The organism is Kitasatospora paranensis, from assembly GCF_039544005.1.
In the GTDB taxonomy this organism is placed as follows: Bacteria; Actinomycetota; Actinomycetes; order Streptomycetales; family Streptomycetaceae; genus Kitasatospora; species Kitasatospora paranensis.
The window spans coordinates 2,881,418-2,901,051 of record NZ_BAABKV010000001.1 but is presented as its reverse complement, the minus strand read 5'-3'; the positions used below and the strand labels follow the sequence as shown (position 1 = coordinate 2,901,051).

At 74.1% G+C, this 19,634-nt stretch carries 15 protein-coding genes, 1 tRNA gene and 5 pseudogenes; 12 read left to right on the top strand and 9 right to left on the bottom strand.

Annotated elements, in window-relative coordinates; translation table 11 throughout:
- Positions 1-11: 11 nt before the first annotated feature.
- Positions 12-751, top strand: a pseudogene (locus ABEB13_RS14210) (TerD family protein).
- A 579-nt stretch (positions 752-1,330) separates the two neighbouring features.
- Here ABEB13_RS14210 and ABEB13_RS14205 read toward each other — a convergent pair.
- Positions 1,331-1,782, bottom strand: a pseudogene (locus tag ABEB13_RS14205) (TerD family protein); the annotation flags it as partial.
- A 322-nt stretch (positions 1,783-2,104) separates the two neighbouring features.
- Between ABEB13_RS14205 and ABEB13_RS14200 the strand changes: the two are divergent.
- The 3 genes and pseudogenes from ABEB13_RS14200 to ABEB13_RS14190 all read left to right on the top strand — a co-directional run bounded on the left by ABEB13_RS14200 (position 2,105) and on the right by ABEB13_RS14190 (position 6,773).
- Positions 2,105-3,276: pseudogene (locus tag ABEB13_RS14200) on the top strand (HpcH/HpaI aldolase/citrate lyase family protein).
- 109 nt (positions 3,277-3,385) lie between these two features.
- Positions 3,386-5,931 (top strand): annotated as a pseudogene (locus tag ABEB13_RS14195) (phosphoribosyltransferase).
- Positions 5,931-6,773: an HAD family hydrolase gene (locus ABEB13_RS14190; protein ID WP_100890386.1), complete on the top strand. Its 843-nt coding sequence runs from the start codon at positions 5,931-5,933 to the stop codon at positions 6,771-6,773. Before ABEB13_RS14195 ends, ABEB13_RS14190 begins: the two are co-directional and overlap by 1 nt.
- Before the next feature lie 64 nt (positions 6,774-6,837).
- Here ABEB13_RS14190 and ABEB13_RS14185 read toward each other — a convergent pair whose 3' ends face one another.
- The 4 genes from ABEB13_RS14185 to ABEB13_RS14170 form a co-directional block, all read right to left on the bottom strand.
- On the bottom strand, positions 6,838-7,062 hold the full coding sequence (locus ABEB13_RS14185; protein ID WP_100890387.1) for an FmdB family zinc ribbon protein: 225 nt from the start codon (positions 7,060-7,062) through the stop codon (positions 6,838-6,840).
- Between the two features lie 25 nt (positions 7,063-7,087).
- Positions 7,088-7,291: a hypothetical protein gene (locus ABEB13_RS14180; protein WP_345705819.1), complete on the bottom strand. Its 204-nt coding sequence runs from the start codon at positions 7,289-7,291 to the stop codon at positions 7,088-7,090.
- Positions 7,255-7,587, bottom strand: a complete 333-nt coding sequence (locus ABEB13_RS14175; protein WP_345705818.1) for a DUF4442 domain-containing protein — start codon at positions 7,585-7,587, stop codon at positions 7,255-7,257. Before ABEB13_RS14175 ends, ABEB13_RS14180 begins: the two co-directional genes overlap by 37 nt.
- Positions 7,588-7,664: 77 nt before the next feature.
- The gene (locus ABEB13_RS14170) at positions 7,665-8,960 is read right to left on the bottom strand and encodes a coiled-coil domain-containing protein (protein ID WP_380232038.1); all 1,296 of its coding nucleotides are present in this window, start codon (positions 8,958-8,960) and stop codon (positions 7,665-7,667) included.
- A gap of 129 nt (positions 8,961-9,089) precedes the next feature.
- Here ABEB13_RS14170 and ABEB13_RS14165 point away from each other — a divergent pair.
- From ABEB13_RS14165 to ABEB13_RS14135, 7 genes are all read left to right on the top strand, one after another.
- A tRNA-Val gene (locus ABEB13_RS14165) sits at positions 9,090-9,161 on the top strand.
- A 320-nt stretch (positions 9,162-9,481) separates the two neighbouring features.
- Entirely contained in the window at positions 9,482-10,066 is a 585-nt protein-coding gene (locus ABEB13_RS14160) for a dihydrofolate reductase family protein (RefSeq protein ID WP_345705816.1), read from the top strand.
- A 6-nt stretch (positions 10,067-10,072) separates the two neighbouring features.
- Positions 10,073-10,306, top strand: a complete 234-nt coding sequence (locus tag ABEB13_RS14155; protein WP_345705815.1) for a YciI family protein — start codon at positions 10,073-10,075, stop codon at positions 10,304-10,306.
- Between the two features lie 103 nt (positions 10,307-10,409).
- Positions 10,410-11,612 carry an RNA polymerase sigma factor gene (locus ABEB13_RS14150; RefSeq protein WP_345705814.1) on the top strand — a complete coding sequence of 401 codons (1,203 nt, stop codon included), beginning with the start codon at positions 10,410-10,412 and terminating at the stop codon, positions 11,610-11,612.
- Positions 11,613-11,776: 164 nt separating this feature from the next.
- Entirely contained in the window at positions 11,777-12,022 is a 246-nt protein-coding gene (locus tag ABEB13_RS14145; RefSeq protein ID WP_345705813.1) for a hypothetical protein, read from the top strand.
- A 119-nt stretch (positions 12,023-12,141) separates the two neighbouring features.
- Complete coding sequence (locus ABEB13_RS14140; RefSeq protein WP_345705812.1) at positions 12,142-12,723, top strand: isochorismatase family protein; 582 nt, start codon at positions 12,142-12,144, stop codon at positions 12,721-12,723.
- Entirely contained in the window at positions 12,720-13,298 is a 579-nt protein-coding gene (locus ABEB13_RS14135) for a YbhB/YbcL family Raf kinase inhibitor-like protein (protein ID WP_345705811.1), read from the top strand. Before ABEB13_RS14140 ends, ABEB13_RS14135 begins: the two co-directional genes overlap by 4 nt.
- A 42-nt stretch (positions 13,299-13,340) precedes the next feature.
- Here the strand turns inward: ABEB13_RS14135 and ABEB13_RS14130 are convergent, their stop codons facing one another.
- The 4 genes from ABEB13_RS14130 to ABEB13_RS14115 form a co-directional block, all read right to left on the bottom strand.
- Positions 13,341-14,414, bottom strand: a complete 1,074-nt coding sequence (locus ABEB13_RS14130) for a citrate/2-methylcitrate synthase (RefSeq protein WP_345705810.1) — start codon at positions 14,412-14,414, stop codon at positions 13,341-13,343.
- Between the two features lie 123 nt (positions 14,415-14,537).
- Complete coding sequence (locus ABEB13_RS14125) at positions 14,538-15,545, bottom strand: DMT family transporter (protein ID WP_345705809.1); 1,008 nt, start codon at positions 15,543-15,545, stop codon at positions 14,538-14,540.
- A gap of 51 nt (positions 15,546-15,596) precedes the next feature.
- Positions 15,597-17,210 carry a class I adenylate-forming enzyme family protein gene (locus ABEB13_RS14120; RefSeq protein ID WP_345705808.1) on the bottom strand — a complete coding sequence of 538 codons (1,614 nt, stop codon included), beginning with the start codon at positions 17,208-17,210 and terminating at the stop codon, positions 15,597-15,599.
- A 4-nt stretch (positions 17,211-17,214) separates the two neighbouring features.
- Positions 17,215-18,759: an aminotransferase class I/II-fold pyridoxal phosphate-dependent enzyme gene (locus ABEB13_RS14115; protein ID WP_345705807.1), complete on the bottom strand. Its 1,545-nt coding sequence runs from the start codon at positions 18,757-18,759 to the stop codon at positions 17,215-17,217.
- 291 nt (positions 18,760-19,050) lie between these two features.
- On the opposite strand from ABEB13_RS14115, the pseudogene ABEB13_RS14110 reads away from it, so the two are divergent.
- Positions 19,051-19,564: pseudogene (locus ABEB13_RS14110) on the top strand (F0F1 ATP synthase subunit B family protein).
- Positions 19,565-19,634: the final 70 nt, after the last annotated feature.

Genomic DNA, 19,634 nt, shown 5'->3' with positions numbered 1-19,634 from the left:
ACACACACGCGATGGTCTCGGTCTGGGAGTTCCTGAAGGGCGACCGGAACAACGTCGACTCGGGCGGACAGTTCAAGGTCACACTGACCAAGTCCCAACCGCAGCACGCCCTGGTCGGCGCCGCCGCGACCACCGGCAACCTGTACGTCAACCTGCACTGGACGACCCGGACGGCCGAGCGGCCGGGCGCCGGCGGAGCGCTGCGCAAGCTGTTCGACCTGCGGAACCTTCGGCCGATGGCGCCGGAATCCTACGAGCGGGCGCCGGTCAGCGTCGACCTCGACCTGGCCTGCATGTACGAGTTGACCGACGGCAGCCGCGGCGTCGTCCAGCCGCTCGGGGGTTCTTCGGCGACCTCAACCGGCCGCCGTACATCAAGCTCAGCGGTGACGACGTGTACGGGGCGCCGTCCGGCGAGACGATGTACGTCAACCTGGAGAAGAAGGACCAGTTCCGGCGGCTGCTCATCTTCGTCTACATCTACGACGACACCCCGGCGTTCGACCGGACGCACGCCACGCTGACCATCGTGCCGCCGACCGGCCCGCGGATCGAGATCAGACTCGACCAGCGGGCGGCGGCGGCCCGCTCCTGCGCGGTGGTGCTGATCGAGAACTCCGGCGACAACCAGCTCACCGTGCGCCGCGAGGTGCGGTACGTGCACGGCTTCCAGTCCGATCTGGACCGGCTCTACGGCTTCGGCATGCAGTGGCAGCGCGGCTACAAGAAGCCCTCCGGCCCGGCCGCCTGAACGGCCGGGCGGGCCGGGCCGGAGCCCGGACCGGCTAGCGGGGCTGGAACTGCGGCCCCTGCGGCGGCAGGGCGAACCCCGGCTGCGGCGCCACGGGCTGCGGCTGCGGGACGGGGGCCTGCTGCTGGGGGTAGCCGTACCCGGTGTTCGGCTGCGGCTGCGGGGCGGGCTGCTGCTGGGGGTAGCCGTAGCCCGTGTTCGGCTGCTGCGGCGGCGGATAGCCGTACCCCGGCTGGGGCTGCGGCGGGTACGGCGTCTGCGGGTAGCCGTACCCCCGGCCTGGGCCGCGGCCGGCTGCGGGTGGCCGTACCCGGAGGGCGCCGCGTGCTGCGGGGCGGGCGCGGCCGGTGCGGCGGCCGGCATCCCCGCGGTCGGCGGCGCGGCCGGCGGCGGCGGGAGCGGGGCGGCCGGCGTGGCCGGGGCCAGCGAGTAGATGTCCGGCTCCTCGTCCACCGGGGCCGGTGCCGGTGCCGGGGCGGCGTCGGCCGCGGGCTCGTCGCCGTCCTCGATCGCGATGCCGTAGTCGGTGGCGAGGCCGCTCAGGCCGGTGGCGTAGCCCTGGCCGACCGCGCGGAACTTCCACCCGCCGTCGCGCCGGTAGAACTCGCCGGCGACCAGGGCGCTCACCTCGTCGCCGTCGGTGACGGGGAACTCCGCGAGCGCAGCCGACCCCGCGACCGCCGCGTCGAACACCAGCAGCCGCAGCCCCGGTACCGCGCGGAACGATCCGCCCTCGGCGGAACCCGCCAGCACCACCCGGTCCACGTCCCCGGGGAGCCGGGCGAGGTCGACCTCGACCTCGTCGGAGACCTCCTCGCCGCCCCCGCGGGCCGGCCCGGCCGGTGGCGCACGGCGCCGCTGGGGTGCTCGGGCTGGTTGTAGAAGACGAAGTCGGCATCCGAACGGACCTTGCCGCCGGCCGCGACCAGCAGGGCCGAGACGTCCACCTCCGGGGCACCGGGGGCCGCCGTCCAGCGCAGCACGGCACGCACGGCGGCGGCCGTCAGGGGGATGTTGGCGCCCTTCGCCATCACGTGCGTCATGCCCTACATCCTGCCCGCCACCGGCCCCTGCGGACAACGCGGACCCGGTGCCGGCGAGCGGCTTGTGTGTCGTCGCAGGTAACCTTCCGAGAATTCGATGTTTCAGGGCTCCGCGCGGCCGAAACGGACCGTACGATTAGCCGCCAACGGACCAGGCACACCACCCCTCGGCGAACCGCCCACACGCGGGCGAGGACTGCCGGACCGTCCCCCACCCGCGAAACCATCGGGCCCCGCCGTACGTCCCTGCTGTCGGGGCGTCAGCCGCCCACCCGGCCCCGGCCGCCACCGAGTCTCCAGGGAGAGCGATTTGCGCCACTTCGGCCACCTTGCCGACGACGTCCGCGGTCGGCTCTTCCTGAGCGAGCCCGTCGCCTTCGACCTGCACAGCGAGGCGGCCGTGCTCTCCACCGCGCTGGGCGCCACGCTGTACAGCCCGGCGACCCGCAGCACCCTGGCGACGGACATCCGCAAGCAGGCCGCCCGCGGCGTGGTCTCCATGGTGCTCTGCCTTGAGGACGCGATCGCCGACCACGAGGTGCCGGACGCCGAGCACAACCTCGTCGCCCAGCTCGGCGCGCTCGCCGCCGACGGCGCCGAGGGCTCCCGCTGCTGTTCGTACGGGTCCGCACCGCCGGGCAGATCACCGACCTCACCCGCCGGCTCGGCCCGGCCGTCCGGGTGCTCGCCGGCTTCGTGGTGCCCAAGTTCACCGAGGAGAGCGGCGGCGCCTTCCTGGAGGCGCTCACCTCGGCCGAGGAGGAGTCCGGGCAGCGGCTGTTCGCCATGCCGGTGCTCGAGTCGCCCGAACTCGCCCACCTGGAGACCCGCCGCGACCAGCTGTTCGGCATCGCCCGGCTGCTGGAGAAGTACCGCGAGCGCATCCTCGCCGTCCGGCTCGGCGTCACCGACCTCTGCTCCGCGTACGGGCTGCGCCGCTCGCCCGATCTGACCGCCTACGACGTGGCGCTGGTCGCCGGCGTCATCGGCGACGTGGTCAACGTGCTCGGCCGGGCCGACGGCACCGGGTACACCGTCACCGGCCCGGTCTGGGAGTACTTCCCCGTCCAGGAGCGGATGTTCAAGCCGCAGCTGCGCCGCACCCCGTTCGCCGAGGCGCAGCCGCCCGCGGACGGCGTCCGGCAGCGGATCATCGAGCACGACCTCGACGGCCTGATCCGCGAGATCGAGCTGGACCGCGCCAACGGCCTGCTCGGCAAGACCTGCATCCACCCCAGCCACGTGCCCGCGGTGCACGCGCTCTCCGTGGTCACCCACGAGGAGTTCTCCGACGCGCAGGACATCCTCAGCCGGCACCGCGACGGCGGCGGCGTGCTGCGCTCCGCGTACACCAACAAGATGAACGAGGCCAAGCCGCACCGCGCCTGGGCGGAGCGTGTGATGCTGCGCGCCGAGGTGTTCGGCGTCGCCCGCGAGGACGTCAGCTTCGCCGAGCTGCTCGGCGCCTGCCTCTGCGGCTGACCCGCACCCCGGCCGACCGGCACCGCGGCCGACCAGCACCGCGGCCGAGCTGGGTACCCTCGACCGCAATGCCCTCCGCGGGCGCGCCCCGCGGATCCCGCGCCACCGAATGTCTGCACCACCGAAAGCAGGAGTTGTGACCGCACCGCACGCCGAGCAGGCGCCCTGGTCCGGCCAGTGGGTCACCGACCGCCTCGACATCGCCCTCACCGGGTCCCCCGAGCTGCCGGGGCTGATCGGGCTCGCGCTGCGCCGCAACCCCCGCCGCGCCCACCTGCTGGTCTCCCAGGTCCTCGGCAAGCACGTGCCGCAGCACCCCGAGGTGGTGCACGGCGCCGGGCTGGAGCTCGGCGGCCGCGTCCGCGCACTGCTCGGCGACGAGGCCGCCGCCCGCGCCGTGGTGCTCGGCTACGCGGAGACCGCCACCGCGCTCGGCCACAGCGTCGCCGACGCCCTGGACGCCCCGTACCTGCACTCCACCCGGCGGCCGGTCGACGGGCTCGCGCCGGTCGGCGGGTTCGAGGAGGAGCACTCGCACGCCACCTCGCACCTGCTGCTGCCCGAGGACGCCGGGATGCTGGCCGGCGACGGCCCGCTGGTGCTGGTCGACGACGAGTTCTCCACCGGCAACACCGTGCTGAACACCGTCCGCGCCCTGCACGCCGAGCACCCCCGCGGGCACTACGTGGTCGTCGCCCTGGTCGACCTGCGCACCGCCGCCGACCGCGAACGGCTCGCCGCGGCCGCCGCCGAGCTCGGCGCCCGGGTCGACCTGGTCGCCACCGCCGTCGGCGGCGTCGACCTGCCCGCCGACGTGCTGCCGCGCGCCCAGCGGCTGATCGACGCCCAGCCCGTCCAGGACGGCCCCGGCGGCCCGGCGGCGCCCGTCCACCGGGTCGCGCTGGACTGGCCCGCCGACCTGCCCGACGGCGGCCGGCACGGCTTCACCCCCGACCACCGGGCCCGGCTGGAGAAGGAGCTGCCCGGGATCGCGGCGCCCGTCGCCGACCTGGTCGCCGACCGCGACCGGGTGCTCGTGCTCGGGTTCGAGGAGCTGATGTACGCGCCGCTGCGCCTCGCCGGGGCGCTCGCGGACCGGCTCGGCCCGGGCCGCGTGCGGTTCTCCACCACAACCCGCTCCCCGGTGCTGGCCGTCGACGACCCCGGCTACGCGATCCGCACCGCGCTGGCCTTCCCCGCCCACGACGACCCGGCCGACGGCCCCGGTGAGCGGTACGCCTACAACGTGGCGCCCGGCACCGACCCGGCCCGCCGGTTCGACGCGATCGTGCTCGTCGTCGACACCCCCGCCGACACCGCGGCGCTGCACGAGGGCCCCCGGGCGCTCCTCGGGCAGCTGCGGGCCGTCACCGACCAGGTGGTGCTCGCCGTTCTCCCGGCGTACCGCCCGCGGCCACCGCGCTGACGCCTCCGCCCCCCACCATCGACCGTGCACCCCAGGTAAGGCGACCCATGACCACCACCACGCTGCCCACCCCGCTGTACGGCCCGGCGTTCTCCTCGTACGCCGCCGAGGACGTCGTCTGGCTGCTCAAGGACCTGTCCGGGGTGACGCTGGAGGCGCCGACCGAGGAGCGCGAGGAGGCCGTGCAGTCCGGCGGCGCGCACTACGCCGAGTCGCTGCCGGTGGAGTACCAGCCGAGCGCCGAGTACCAGGAACTGTTCCGGCAGGCCCTGGCCGAGTCCGCCGAGCGGGTCGCGCTCGGCGTCGGCACCGTCGCCGAGACGCTGCTGCGCGAGCGAGGCCGCGGCCTGGTGCTGGCCTCGCTGGCCCGCGCCGGCACGCCGGTCGGCGTCCTGATCCGCCGCTGGCTGGCCTTCGCGCACGGCATCGACACCCCGCACTACGCCGTCTCGATCGTGCGCGGCCGCGGTATCGACACCGTGGCGCTGCGGCACCTCGCCGCCCACCACGCCGCCGCCGACGTGGTCTTCGTCGACGGCTGGACGGGCAAGGGCGCGATCACCCGCGAGCTCGCCGAGGCGCTGGAGGGCACCGGCTTCGACCCCGACCTCGCGGTGCTCGCCGACCCGGGCCGCTGCGTGCGCACCTACGGCACCCGGGACGACTTCCTCATCCCGTCGGCCTGCCTCAACTCCACGGTGTCCGGCCTGATCTCGCGCACCGTGCTGCGCTCCGACCTGATCGGCCCGGCGGACTTCCACGGCGCCAAGTTCTACCGCGACCTGGCGGGGGCGGACGTCTCCGGCGACTTCCTGGCCGCCGTCGTCGCGCACTTCCCCGCCGTCCGCGCCGCCGCGGTGGCCGCCGCCGACGCCCTGGAGGGCGCGGACCGCACCCCGACCTGGGAGGGCTGGGCCGCCGTCGAGCGGATCAGCACCGAGTACGGGATCGACAACGTCAACCTGGTCAAGCCCGGCGTGGGGGAGACCACCCGGGTGATGCTGCGCCGGGTGCCGTGGCGGGTGCTCGCCCGCCGGGGCGCCGGGGCCGACCTGGACCACGTCCGCCTGCTCGCCGAGCAGCGCGGAGTACCGGTGGAGGAGGTGGACGACCTGCCGTACTCCTGCGTGGGTCTGATCCACCCGCGCTTCACCCGCGGCGCGACCGGCGCCGACGGTACGGCGGTGGCTTCCGCCGACGGTACGGACCTTGCAACGAAGGACAGTTGATGCCGAGTCAGTTCCTGGTCGCGAGCGACCTCGACCGCACCCTGATCTACTCCAACCGGGCGCTGGCCCTGGACGTGCCGGACCGGCTCGCGCCACGGCTGCTCTCGGTGGAGGTCAACGACGGCCGGGCGCTCTCGTTCATGACCGAGCAGGCCGCCGAGCTGCTCGTCGAACTGACCCGGCTGGCCGTCTTCGTCCCCGCCACCACCCGCACCCGCGCCCAGTACGAGCGGGTCAACCTGCCCGGCCCGACGCCGGGCTGGATCCCGCGCTACGCGATCTGCGCCAACGGCGGCCACCTGCTGGTGGACGGCGTCGTCGACCGCGACTGGCACGCCGAGGTGCGCGGCCGGCTCGACGCGGCCAGCGCCCCGCTCGCCGAGGTGGTCGAGCACCTGGCCATCGCGGCGGACCCGGAGTGGACCCACAAGCGGCGCGTCGCCGAGGACCTCTTCGCGTACCTGGTGGTCGAGCGGGCGGACCTGCCGGCTGGCTGGCTGGACGAGCTGACCGCCTGGTGCGCCGAGCGCGGCTGGACGATCTCGCTGCAGGGCCGCAAGGTGTACGCCGTGCCCGCGCCGCTCACCAAGAGCGCCGCGCTCGCCGAGGTGGAGCGGCGCACCGGCGCGGCGACCGTGCTCACCGCCGGTGACTCGCTGCTGGACGCCGAGCTGCTGCTCGCCGCCGAGCACGGCTGGCGTCCCGGGCACGGTGAGCTCGCCGACTCCGGCTGGACGGCGCCCGGGGTCACCGCCCTGTCCGAGATCGGTGTCGCGGCGGGCGAGGAGATCGTCCGCCGGATGCTGGAGCGCGTCCGCGCCGGGGCGTCCGTCCGGGCCTAGGTCCGGCCCGATCCGGCCCGATCCGGTGCGTCCCGGGCCCGCCCCGGGACGCACCCCGCGTCGGTCAGCCGCAGCAGCCGCCGCCGCAGCACCCACCGCCACCGCCACCGGACGCGGGCGCGGGGGCGGCCGCGGCGGCCGAGCCGCCGGTGACGGCGACGGTGGAGAGCAGCTTCACGGTGTCCGGGTGCCCCTCGGGGCAGACCGCGGGGTCGTTGGCCTGCGCCATGGTGCGGCGGAGTTCGAAGGTGGCGCCGCAGGAGCGGCAGCGGAAGTCGTAGCGTGGCATACCGGCAGGGTACCGACCGGCCGGGTCAGGCGGCAGTAGCCACCGACGCACGCTGCGGCTCGTGCTGCGGCTTCGGCCGCACGTAGACCTGCTTGCGGACGGTCGCGACCAGCGTGCCGTCGGCGGCGAGGACGTCGGTGTCGAACCAGACCAGCGCCTTGTCGCCGTCGGCGGTCAGCGCCCGGATCTCGGTCAGCCGGTCGTCGGTGAGCTCGAAGTCGGCGAACACGTCGCCGCGCCCGGGGAGACGAACCGGATCTCCGCCGCGCTGTCCCAGACGTAGTAGTCCGGGCCCAGGTTCTGCATCACCAGCAGCATCCAGAACGGGTCGGTCATCGCGAAGAGCGAACCGCCGAAGTGGGTGCCGACCCAGTTGCGGTTGGACCGCCGGAGCCGCAGCCGGACGCGGGCGCTGCGGTAGTCCGCGCCGACCGACATGACGCGGATGCCGGCGAACAGGAACGGCGGCCAGAGGTTGATGCCGCGCCGGAAGGTGGCGGCGGAGAGTGCGCGCTTGCGTGCCATGGCGCGAGCCTAGCAAGCATGTTACCCGTGGGTAATGTGGGGGTGGGCGACCGCGCGGGACGAGCCCCGGCGGCCGCTCAGTGCGTCCCCCGGATCATCGCGACCACGCCCGCGGCGCTCTCCCGCACAGCCGCCAACTCGGTGAGGAAGTGCCAGTAGTCGGGATGCCGTCCGGCCTCCTCCAACTGCGCCACCGCACGGTCCAGTCGCGCCACCGCCGCGTCCAGCGGCGCCGCGTGCCGCGGGTCCGGCGTCTGCCGGCCGGCCATCGCCAGCCGCTGGGCGTCCCGCAGCGCGAACCGGGCCCGCTCGATCTCCTTGTGCGGGTCGTGCGAGACCTCGTTCAACTGCCGCAGCCGGTCGTTGACCGCCGCCACCGCGCCCTCGGCCGTCTCCAGCACGGCGCGCACGGTGCCGATCGCGCCGGTGGCGTCCGCCCAGCGCTGTCCGTCGCGCGCCCGCGCCGCCTCGGCCAGCTTCGCCCCGGCCGTCGCGACCGCCTCCGCGGTCTGGGCCGGCACCCGCTGCAGGTCCTGCCAGCACGACACCGAGAACCGCCGCCGCAGCTCGCTCAGCGCGGGCTCGACCGTCCCCGCCCGGGTCTCCAGCGCCTGGATGCGCGTGCGCAGGCTCCCCACCCGGCGGTCGATCTCACGGGCCCGCTCCGGCAACTGCTCCGCCTGGCCGCGGAGCGCCTCCGCCCGCTGCTGCACGTCCTCGGCCCGCCGCAGGGTGGCCGCGACCCCGTGCCGGGCCACCCCCTCGTTCAGCCGGGACAGCTCCGGCGCCAGCTCGGCCAGCCGCGCGGCCAGATCGTCCGCCTTCAGGCCGGCCGCCCGGACCCCTTCCAGCGCCGTGGTCGCCCCCAGCAGCGCCTGCTTCGCCTTCTCCACCGCGGGCACCACCCGGACGAGCTGCGCCTCGGCGCGCTCCACCATCGGCTGCACGCGCCGGACGAAGGCGTCCAGCTCGGTGCGCTTGGCCTCCAGCTCGTTCCGCGACTGCTCCAGCTGCCGCTTCGCCCGGGAGGCCGCGCCCGGCTCCAGCTCCGGGGCCTCCAGGTCCTCCGCGTCCAGGGCGGACAGGTAGGCCACGGTCACCTGGTCGATCCGCGCCGACAGCTCCCGGAAGTCGGCCTCCGCCCGCGCGGAGGCCGCCGCGTCCTCCGCGGACCGGATCGTCTCCAGGGCCAGCCGGGCATCCCGCTGTGCCGAATCCAGTTCGTAGAACGCCTGCTGGGCGGCGTCCCGGGCCGCCGAGGCCTCCGCCCGCGCCCCTTCGCCCCGACGCCACCAGCCGCCCCGCCCGCCGCCACCGCCGGCCACCCTCACCACGCGCTCCCTGCTCAGCTCGTACGCCCGATCCAGGCCCATTGTTCCCGATCACCCCACCCGCCCGGCACCCCTCTCCCGACCCCGGGCCTTCGGTGGCGGCGGCCCGCCGCCCGGACCGGGTACGCTAGGCCTTCGTCGCACACCCGGGACTCCCGCACGCGACGGTCCGGGCGCATAGCTCAGCGGTAGAGCGCCGCCCTTACAAGGCGGATGTCGGCGGTTCGAAACCGTCTGCGCCCACAGCATCGACCGGCACAGAAGCCCCGGGCGGGGAGCGCGAAGCTCCCCGCCCGGGGCTTCTGACATCCCCATCCGACATCAACGGCGCCGACGCGGCAGCCGATCCGTGTTCGCCAGGGCATCCTGCGGGGAGTCCTGGGTGACGTGGGCGCAGACGTTCATCGTCAGCCCGATCCGGATGTGGCCCAGGATCTCCGCCCGGGGAGATGATCCCGGTGGGAGGGAAAATCTCGCGCCTGTGTCGATTTGGCCGTCGGGCGTTCGTACAGGGGGTGAAACGGGCCGCAGGAGAGCGGTCCACCGGAGCAAGGGAACGTGTGATGCGCAAGGTCAACGTCACTCTGTCCATCACCCTCGACGGCGTCGTGCAGGGCCTGGGCCGTCCGGACGAGGACACCCGCGGCGGATTCACCCACGGCGGCTGGGGCGGTCCCTACAACGACGCGGTCATGGGCCAGGAGATGGGCAAGAGCATGAGCAAGCCCACCGACATGCTGTTCGGCCACCGGACCTGGAACGACTTCATCACCGCCTGGAGCACCCGCACCGACGGGAACCCGTTCACCACGCACATGAACGCGGCCACCAAGTACGTCGCCTCCCGGACGCTGGAGAACGCCGACGCCTGGCAGAACTCGATCCTGCTGTCCGGCGACGCCACGGAGACGGTGGCCGAGCTCAAGGCCGAGGGCGGCAAGGACCTCACGATCATCGGCAGCACCTCGCTGGTCCGCGACCTGCACGCGGCCGGCCTGGTCGACAACTACCGGCTGCTGATCCACCCGCTCACCCTCGGCACCGGCACCCGGCTGTTCGAGGGCTCCGCCCCGCTGACCGAGTTCGAACTCACCGGCAGCGTCCCCACCACCAGGGGCGTGATCATCGCCGACTACACCCGCAGGTAGGAACCCATGCCGAAGTACCTCCTGTCGATCTACCAGCCCGAAGGCAAGGCGGACCCCGAAGCCATGGCCCGGATCGAGGCCGACCTGCACCGGTTCAACGAGGAACTGCGCGACAGCGGCTCCTGGGTGTTCACCGGCGGCCTGCACGCCCCGAGCACGGCCACCGTCGTCCACGCCGACGGCCTGCTCACCGACGGCCCCTACGTCGAGGAAAGGAGCACGTCGGCGGGGTCTGGGTGATCACCGCACCGGACCTGGACGCGGCGCTGGCGTGGGGCCGCAAGGCCGCCGCCGCGACGACGCTCCCGATCGAAGTCCGCCCGTTCCAGGACGTCGAACCGTATTGAATCCGACCCCGGACCAGATCGCGGCCGTGTTCCGCGCCGAGTACGGCAGAGCCGTCGCCGTACTCGTGCGCGGACTCGGCGACATCGGCACGGCCGAGGATGCCGTCGCCGACGCCTTCACCACGGCCCTGGAACGCTGGCCGGCCGACGGCATGCCACCCAGTCCGGCCGGCTGGATCATCACCACCGCCCGCCACCGGGCCATCGACCACCTGCGACGCGAAGCGCTCCGCGCACACAAGCACGCCCAGGCACGGCTCCTGCACGCCCCCGACGAACCCGAGGAGGAAGGCCCCGTGCGCGACGACCGCCTGCGGCTGGTGTTCACCTGCTGTCACCCGGCCCTGGCGATGCCCGCCCAGGTCGCGCTGACCCTGCGGCTGCTGGGCGGACTCACCACCACCGAGATCGCCCACGCCTTCCTCGTGTCCGAGCCCACGATGGCCCAGCGCCTGGTGCGCGCGAAGGCGAAGATCCGCGACGCCGGGATCCCCTACCGGGTGCCCCGCGACGCCGACCTGCCCGACCGCCTCCGCGCGGTCCTCGCCGTCCTCTACCTGATCTTCAACGAGGGTTACGTCGCCTCGTCCGGCCCCGGCCTCGTCCGCGAGGACCTGTGCGCCGAGGCGATCCGCCTCGCCCGCCTCCTGGTCGAGCTCATGCCCGACGAGTCCGAGGCCGCCGGACTCCTTGCCCTGATGCTGCTGATCGACGCCCGCCGCGACGCCCGTACCGACCCGACCGGAGCCTTCGTCCGCCTCGCCGACCAGGACCGCACCCGGTGGAACACCGACCTGGTCGTCGAGGGCCGCGCGATCGTCCGCGCCTGCCTGCGCCGCAACCGGCCCGGCCGCTACCAGATCCTTGCCGCGATCAACGCGGTGCACACCGACCCCGTCACCGATTGGACCCAGATCCTCGCGCTGTACGACCGGCTCCTGCACTTCGACGCCGGCCCGGTCGCCGCACTCAACCGCGCGGTCGCCCTCGCCGAGGTGCACGGCCCGCAGGCGGCCCTCGATCTGGTGGACGACCTCGACCTCGGTCACTACTACCTGTTCCACGCCGTCCGCGGTGACCTCCTCGCCCGCCTCGGACGCACCACAGAAGCCGCACGGGCGCTGGACACCGCCGCCCGGCTCACCGGCAACCAGTCGGAACGCACCTACCTTGCCACCCGACGCAACGGACTCGGCTGAGCCGTCCATGCCGGCCAGGGCCTCGTGCCGAGGTCCCCGGTGATCGCGGAGCCCACGCCGTGGTCGGCATCGTGCCCCGGTGGGGGATCTCTCCCGGTACGTCTGATGAACTTCTGCCGAGCGACGGTCGGCCCGGGCCCGGCCGGGGAGACGAGGGTGTGCGGATGCGGGTGTGGAGAACCGTCCTGGTGAAGTGCGCGGTCGGCGGTGCGGTGTTCGCGGGGCTGGCCTGGGTCGGGCAGGGCGACGTCATGCGCGGGATCGTCGGGCCGGCGCTGGTCGGGACGTGCTGCGGGCTGGCGGCCGGGGGCGTGTGCGCGGCTGAGCCGCTTCGACCGGGCCGTGTCGGCGTGATCCGGGCCGGAGCGGCGGGCTCCGAGGGCCATCGACAGGCGAATCTGTACAGCTGAAACTGGACAGTTCTTCCTGATGGTTTTACCGTGGAGGCGCCCGCCCGTGCTCCGTCGCAGCGCGCCGGAGGCCGGCGGGCACCCCGATCCGTCCTCCGCACCACCGGAAGGGGCGCCCCATGGCACTCACGACGCTCGACCGGCACACCGCGCTCGTCCTCATCGACCTCCAGAACGGCCTCCTCGCTGTCCCCACCGTCCCGCACACCGTCCCCGAGGTGGTGGCCCGCGGCGTCGAACTCGCCGACGCCTTCCGGGCCCAGGGTGCACCGGTCGTGCTGGTGCGGGCCACCCGCGCCGCCGACGGAGCCGATGCCGTCCCCGGGCGCTCCGAGGTGCCGAGCAGCGGCGGTCCCGCCACCGACGGCTGGGACCGCATCGTCGACGACCTGGCCGGCCATCCCGGCGACATCGCCGTCACCAAGCGCACCTGGGGCGCCTTCCACGGCACCGACCTCGACCTGCAGCTGCGTCGCCGGGGCGTCACCCAGATCGTGCTGGCGGGCGTCGCCACCACCGCCGGTGTCGAGTCCACCGCCCGCGCGGCCCACGAACACGGCTACCACCTGACCCTGGCCGTCGACGCCATGGCCGACCGCGACATCGGGGCCCACCGGCACACCGTCGAGCGGATCTTCCCCCGCCTCGGCGAGCGCGGCAGCACCGCCGAGATCATCGCCCTGCTGAAGGAGACCCGGTGACGCTGCTCGGCACGCTGCTGCGCAACCGCCGCGCGGGCGACGCCCGCCTCGCGTGGAACCTGCCGAACCTGGCCGGCCCCGAACAACTGACCGTCACCGGGCAGGACTTCACCGAGGGCGGCCCGATCCCGCTGCCGTACGCGAGCCGGCGGGTGGGCGGCCGGGACGTGTCGCCCCCGCTGGCCTGGAGCCCGCTGCCGGCGGACACCGTCGAACTCCTGCTGGTGGTCGAGGACCCGGACGTCCCGCTCGCCAGGCCCGTCGTCCACGCCCTGGCACTGATCGACCCCGCCCGCCTGGACACCGCGGACCGACTGCCGGCCGACGCCCTGTCGGCGGCCCGGCCGGCCGCCGGGGTGCGGGTGCTGCGCTCCACCGTAGGACGCGGGTACCGGGGCCCCGCCCCGATCAAGGGCCACGGGCCGCACCGGTACACCTTCCAACTGTTCGCGCTCCCGGCCGCCGTGCCCGGCACCGCGGAGAGCCTGCGACGGGCCGCGCCCAGAAGGCTCCTGGCGGCCCTGCCGGGGCCGGTCCTCGCCCGGGGGCGGATCACCGGCAGCTACGAACGGTGATCCGCCGGCGGCCCGCAGCCTGCGGCCCGCACTGTGCGTCGGTCAGGCGGCGACCGTCGCCGGTTCCCCGGTGCGCTTGCGGTCGAGGACGTGGGCCGACCAGTCGGCGGTGCGCCCGCAGATCGCCATGGCCGTGAACAACTGCGGAGGCACACCGGCCGAGTCCAGCAGCACGGCCGCCCAGAACTCCCCGCCGCCGGTGCGCCCCGCGGTGTCCGGGCGCTGCTCGCGGAGCGCCTCGCAGGCCGCCTCCTCCAGGGCGACGGCCGCCTCGAACCGTGCGGCGCCGATCCGGGCGGTGGCCTCGCGCAGCGCGCGGCCGCGGGCGCTGCCGCCGGGCGGTGAGGCGGCGAACAGCGGCAGGCCGTCGCCGCCGTCCAGCGCGGCCCGTACGGTGGCCCGCGCGTCCGCGCCGTGCTCGATCGTCCCGATCATGCGCAGGACGGTGGCCGGGGCGGCGCCGAAGCGGGGCCCGGCCATGGCGGCGACCGCGCCGGACAGGCAGGTGGCGACGTCCGCGCCGGTGGACGCGATCACCCGGGCCGTGGTGGTGGCCGCGTCGACGGGGTGGACGGCGGCCGAGCACCAGTAGGCGTCGACGGCGCGGACGTGGCGGGGGTCGGCCTGGCCGCGCCAGCGCAGCAGGAAGCGCTCCGCGGCGCTCTGCCCGGCGTCGGTCACCCAGTACGGCACCGCCGGGACGTGCAGTCCGCGGGCCGACTGGGCGACGAAGGTGTGGGTGGCGATGGTGGTCCGCTCCAGGTCCTCCCGGGCCTGTTCGTCACCGATGTCGTGCAGCGAGCCGAGACCCCAGGCCGGGCCGAGCGTGGCGAGGGCGCTCTGGACGTCCACCCGGACGTCGCCGTGGCGCATCGGCAGGGTGAGCGGCTCTCCCGGGCCGAGGCCGGGCCACGGTCTGCCGTCGACGAGGATCCCCCACGCCTCGTCGAAGGTGTGGTGTCCGACCAGCATGCCGAGGTCCGCCGCCGCCGCGTACGGCCCGGTGCCGTCGGCGGTGCTGCTGGTGTCGGCGGTGCGCCGGGCCGGGGCGGGGTCCGGGCCCCGGGCGGTGTCGGACCGCGGCTCGGCGGTGCGGAGGACGGCTGGCTCGGGCATGGGGCAACTCCTCGGTGCGGCCCGGCTGCTGTCGTCCGGGACGGCGGATGGGCACCGCCCGCCACCGCGTCCGAGGACGGGTGGGGACGGTGCCCGGGTGTGCTCCGGTACGCGGTGGCGGTGTCAGCGGCCGACGGTCGCCGACCGTTCCGCCGGACGCTGCCCGGCGGCCGGGACCGCCACGGGCGCGGCCGGTGCCGCCGCAGCGGCCCGGCGCCGCAGGTACAGGTTGTTCAGGACGAGGGCGGAGGCGGTGAACGCCGCGCCGACGATCTGCATGCCGGCCGGGATGACCCCGGTCAGCGCGGAGATGGTGAACGCGGTGATCGGCACGACGTCCATGAACAGAACGCCGTTGAGCGGGCCGAGGTTGCGGTTGCCGATGTTCCAGGCGAGCACGCCGCCGAAGCCGGCGATCAGGCTCATGTACGCGAGCTCGGGCAGGATGGTGACGACCGCCCCGCCGGTGGGCACCGCGACGGCGCCACTGGCGAGCAGCACCGCCGTGATCACCACGGCGCTGCCGAGGCCCAGGATCGTGGTCACCGTCGTGTACTTGATCGGCGACCAGGCCGGGAAGTACGTCGCCCCGGAGGTGTAGATCACCCAGCAGAGGGCGGCGAACAGCAGCAGCGCGTCCGCGCCGAAGTTCTGCGGCGTGTTGACCAGCGACGCGAGGTCGCCCTTGGTGACCACCAGGATCACGCCGACGAACGACAGGCCGATGAAGGCGAAGGACCAGCGCGGCGGGACGACCTTGCGCAGCACCCAGTTCACCAGGAAGCCCATCATCGGCATGGTGGCCATCATGATGGAGGCGATCAGGGCACCCTGCTCGCCGATCAGGTCCTGCCCGTAGAACACCAGGAACTGGAAGCCGGCGAAGCCCGCGGTGCCGAACAGCCAGGCGAGGCCGACCCGTTCGCCCTTCAGGCGCAGACCCGCGGCACCCTCGCGGCTGCGCAGGACGATCAGGAAGATCAGGCCGGCGATCCCGTACCGCAGGCAGGTGAAGGTGAAGGGGTCGATGTGCCGCAGCGTCACGTCCATGAGGGGGAACATGCCGCCCCACGAGAGCGTGGCCGCGAGGCACAGCAGCACCCCTCGGGCGTACTTCTTCTGGTCGTTCACAGCTCTCCTGTCGGGGAGTTCGGGTGTGGTGCGAGGACGAGGAGGGGCGGGTCATGCCGCGGCCACCTCCAGGCGGTCCGCCGCCGAGCCCTCGGCGGCCCGGGCGATCAGGCCGAGGACGGTCTCCAGCAGCTGCGCGGTGCGCACCTTGCCGGTCGGGCTGTACGGGATGGCGGGGACGGTCACGACGTGCGCGGGCAGCTGCGGTGCGCGGCGCTCGCAGGCGGCGAGGACGGCGCGCGATCCGCTGGCCTCGCGCTCGGGCGAGATCGGGGTGAACGCGGCGACCAGTACCGGTCCGGCGTCCGGCAGTTCGACCTTCAGCACGGCCGTCTCGCGGACGCACGGGAGGCTGGTGAGCTCGTCCTCCAGCGCGAAGATGTTGACGTCCAGCGGGTGTCCGCCCTCGGCCTTGGTGACACCGTCGTTGCGGGCGCTGAGCTCCAGCCGGCCGCCCTCATCCATGACGCCGCTGTCACCCGTGAGCAGGTACCGCTGGGTGCGGCCGGCGTGCTCCAGGACCAGGAAGTCGGGCTCGGCGGCCGCGTAGCTGTCCATCAACTGGTAGCTCGCGATGGCGATCCGGCCGAGCCTGCCCTTGGGGAGCGGGCGGTTCTCCGGGTCCAGGACGAGGATCGTGCTGCCGGGCATCGGACGGCCGGAGCGGGCCGGTGCGACGTGCAGCTCCTCCGGGCCGATCATCGTGTTGAGGCCGGTCTCGGTGGTGCCGTAGTACAGGTGCAGCACGGGCCCGAGGCGGTCCCAGGTCTCGTTGATGACATAGCGGTTGAGGTGGCGGCCACCGGAGAGCAGGAAGCGCAGCCGGGAGGTCTTGTGCAGGTGCTCGGAGGCGGGGTGCGAGACCAGCCGGTTGAGCACCGGGGGCACCATCAGGGTGGTGGAGACACCCTCGGCGACGATCAGGTCGGCCATCGCCTGGGCGTCCTCGTACGGGCTGAGCACCACGGTGCCGCCGAGGGTGAGGAAGATCCGGGCCCAGCCGGGGCCGGAGGAGTGGTACAGCGGGACGGTGACCATGTGGACGTCGTCCTCGTCGAAGGAGAACTGGTCCACCAGGTCGGAGAGCCGGCGCGCCTCGAAGGAGCTGTTGCGGATCACCAGCTTCGGGATGCCGCTGGTGCCGGAGGTGAACGAGAAGGCGGTGAAGGGCTGTTCGACCGGCGTGGTGGCGACCGGCTCGAACGAGGACAGCGCGGCGTAGCAGAGCGCCCCGGGGGAGGTCGGGCCGGTGTCGCGGTCGCCGTCCTGCGGTCCGGCCAGGTGGATGCTCAGCACGTCGCGCTCGCCGGGCCAGCCGGCCTGCTCCAGCAGCGGGCGGCGCAGCGGCGTGCTGATGAGCACGGTCGGCTGCAGCTGCTCCAGCGCCCCGGCGGTGGCCTCGGGGCTGGTGGTGTAGTCGAGTCCTATGCAGGGCACGCCCAGCGTCGCGCAGGCGGCCATCACGACCACCAGCTCCCAGCTGTTGCAGGACATGAAGGCGGCGCGGGCCGGCCGCTCCGCGGGCAGGTGGTGGGCCAGGCCGGTGGCCACCCGGGCGACCTGTTCGGCGAGTTCCGTCCAGGTGAGGCGGAAGTCCCGGTCCACCACGGCCACGTGGTCCGGGCGGCGGGCGGCGTGCCGGCGGATGTCGTCGAGCTTGATCATGCGTTCAACTCCGTTGCTGCGGTGGTGGCGGGGACTGCCGCCGCGGGGCGGGGGCGGCGGCCTGGGGGTGGTAGAGCGTGTAGATCTCGCTGCCGCTGGCGCGCAGGGCCTGGATCTCGTCGCGGGTGGCGTCGCAGAGCTTCTCGCCGGGGACGGTGATCGGGATGCCGGGCGGGTAGGCGATGATGAAGTGGTCGGCGCTGTCCTCGGCGAGCGCGGCCGAGGTCGTCCGGTAGGTGCGTTGGATGATCCGCAGCGCCTCCAGCAGGCGCAGCAGGGTGCCCTCGTCGACGCCGATGTGGATGTGGAAGAGCACCGCGCCGGCGCTCTCCCGGGCCACGTAGAGGGCGTACTCGTCGAAGAGGATCCGGCGGAAGTCGGCGGCGGTGATGCCGAGGGCGCGGATGTCCACCAGGACGCGCGTGGGGTCGTCGTGGACCAGCATGGCGGGGTCGGTCAGGTGGCCCTCGGGGCCGAGGGTGCAGTAGGCGGACAGCCGCGGGTCGGTGGCGATCTCGCTCCGGAGGGTGCGGGCGAGCAGCAGCGAGCGGTCCAGCAGTGCCTCGCCCTCGTACTCCGCCTGCAGGCGGGCGAGGTCGAGGCTGGCCAGCACGGGGAAGCTGGGCGAGGTGGTGTGGTGCTGGAACAGCGCCTGCGCGGTGCGCTCCTGGGCCTCCCGGTCGCCCGAGAGGTGCAGGTAGGAGCCCTGACGCAGGGCGGACATCGACTTGTGGGCGGAGTGGGTGACGGCCACCGTCATCGGCAGCCCCGGGTCATCGGCGCGCAGTTGTTCGACCGCGTGGAGTGCGGTGAGCGGCCGGAGTTGGGGGTGGAAGCGGTGCACGGCGCCCCAGGCCTCGTCCACCAGGACGTTCACCGTCGGGTGGATCCGGGACATCGAGGCGAGCAGCGTCGGCAGGTCGTACCGTACGCCGTCGTAGGAGACCGCGGAGAGCACGACGGCGTCGTAGGGCCGGCCCTCCTCGGCGGCGGCGGCGAAGCTCTCCAGCAGGTGCGGGAGGTCGGCGAAGGTGCGCGGGCAGGAGTCGCAGCAGCGTCGCATCGGGGCGTAGTCGACGTCGACGCCGAGCGACCCGAGGGCGAAGTGCACGGACTGGTGGCAGCTGCGGTCGGCGAGCACCCGGCTGCCGGGGCGGGTCAGGGCGGCCAGCGCGACCCGGTTGGCGGTCGAGGTGCCAGCGGAGAGGAAGAGGGTGGTGTCGGCGCCGAAGCTCAGGGCGGCGAGCCGCTGGGCATCGCGCAGGGGCCCGTGGGGGCGGAAGAAGGAGTCGAGCATGGTGCCGCTGTAGGACACGTCGGCGGCGAGCTGAGCCTGTCCGAACAGGGCCTCATAGGTGGCGCGGGTACGGGAGTTGCGGATCGACCGGCCGTGCGAGAGCGGCAGGGCGTGGAACGAGGCGATGTCCCGTCGGGCGACTCTCAGCACGGCGTCGGCGAGCGGGGTGGCGCTGCGGTCCGGAGCTGCGAACTCCGACGTCGCCGACGGGGCGGGTGCCGTCCCGGTGGCGGTGCTGCTGGGTGGGGTCATGGGTGTGCACTCCAGAGGGGTTATCGGAGCACCCGGGAGAGGGCGTGGGCTGAGTGCCTACCCCATTGGAATAAAACATTCGCGAAGGTATCAAATGGCATCGGGAATTGTGATGACAGCGCGGACCGACGGCGCGCCGCCGCGGGCCGCCGACGCGCTGTCGCAAGTGGCGCGAGGGGCCGATGGGAGGATCCCGCCCCCGGGCGTGCAGACCCGTGCCCGAACGGTTCGAGCCACGGATTGACGCGATCTCAGCCGTTCGCGTACCAAGCCGGAGGGTACGTTGGGGACATGGGACCTCTGACGCCGAATCCCGCCGAGCTGGTCCTCGGCCTGATCTGTTTCTTCGTCATATTCGGCCTCCTCGGCCGGCTCGTGCTGCCGAGGATCGAACGGACGCTCGCCGAGCGCGCGGACGCCACCGAGGGTCGGCTGGAGCGGGCGGAGGCGGCGCGCTCCGAGGCGCTGGCGGTCTACCGCGAGTACCGGGCGGAGCTGGACGGGGCCCGCCACGAGGCGGCCCGAATCCGGCAGCGGGCCGCCGAGGAGGGCCGCCCTGGTGGCCGCCGTCCGGGCGGAGGGGCAGCGGCAGCGCGACGAGCTGGTGGCCGCCGCGAGGGTGCAGCTGGCCGCGGACCGGGTGATCGCCGAGGCGGTCCTGCGCGAGGACGTGGTGGCACTGGCGACCGAACTGGCCGGCCGGGTGGTCGGCGAGGAGCTGGCGGGGCGGCCGCGGACCCGGGCCTCCGTCGATGCGTTCTTCGCTGAGCTCGCGGCCCGCGAGCCGGGTACGGCCCGGCCCTGACGGCTGGGCCCTGACAGCCCGCCCCGGGCAGCCCGGCCCGGGTGCAGGCCTGGGCTCAGGGCCAGGCGGC

What these genes read in the sequence shown, in the direction of transcription:
- ABEB13_RS14140 (WP_345705812.1), top strand. Translation starts at nt 12,142, where the DNA reads ATGGCACTCACGACGCTCGACCGGCACACCGCGCTCGTCCTCATCGAC.
- ABEB13_RS14115 (WP_345705807.1), bottom strand. Translation starts at nt 18,759, where the DNA reads ATGACCCCACCCAGCAGCACCGCCACCGGGACGGCACCCGCCCCGTCG.
- ABEB13_RS14130 (WP_345705810.1), bottom strand. Translation starts at nt 14,414, where the DNA reads ATGCCCGAGCCAGCCGTCCTCCGCACCGCCGAGCCGCGGTCCGACACC.
- ABEB13_RS14145 (WP_345705813.1), top strand. Translation starts at nt 11,777, where the DNA reads ATGCGGGTGTGGAGAACCGTCCTGGTGAAGTGCGCGGTCGGCGGTGCG.
- ABEB13_RS14170 (WP_380232038.1), bottom strand. Translation starts at nt 8,960, where the DNA reads ATGGGCCTGGATCGGGCGTACGAGCTGAGCAGGGAGCGCGTGGTGAGG.
- ABEB13_RS14175 (WP_345705818.1), bottom strand. Translation starts at nt 7,587, where the DNA reads ATGGCACGCAAGCGCGCACTCTCCGCCGCCACCTTCCGGCGCGGCATC.
- ABEB13_RS14190 (WP_100890386.1), top strand. Translation starts at nt 5,931, where the DNA reads ATGCCGAGTCAGTTCCTGGTCGCGAGCGACCTCGACCGCACCCTGATC.
- ABEB13_RS14185 (WP_100890387.1), bottom strand. Translation starts at nt 7,062, where the DNA reads ATGCCACGCTACGACTTCCGCTGCCGCTCCTGCGGCGCCACCTTCGAA.
- ABEB13_RS14160 (WP_345705816.1), top strand. Translation starts at nt 9,482, where the DNA reads ATGCGCAAGGTCAACGTCACTCTGTCCATCACCCTCGACGGCGTCGTG.
- ABEB13_RS14120 (WP_345705808.1), bottom strand. Translation starts at nt 17,210, where the DNA reads ATGATCAAGCTCGACGACATCCGCCGGCACGCCGCCCGCCGCCCGGAC.
- ABEB13_RS14155 (WP_345705815.1), top strand. Translation starts at nt 10,073, where the DNA reads ATGCCGAAGTACCTCCTGTCGATCTACCAGCCCGAAGGCAAGGCGGAC.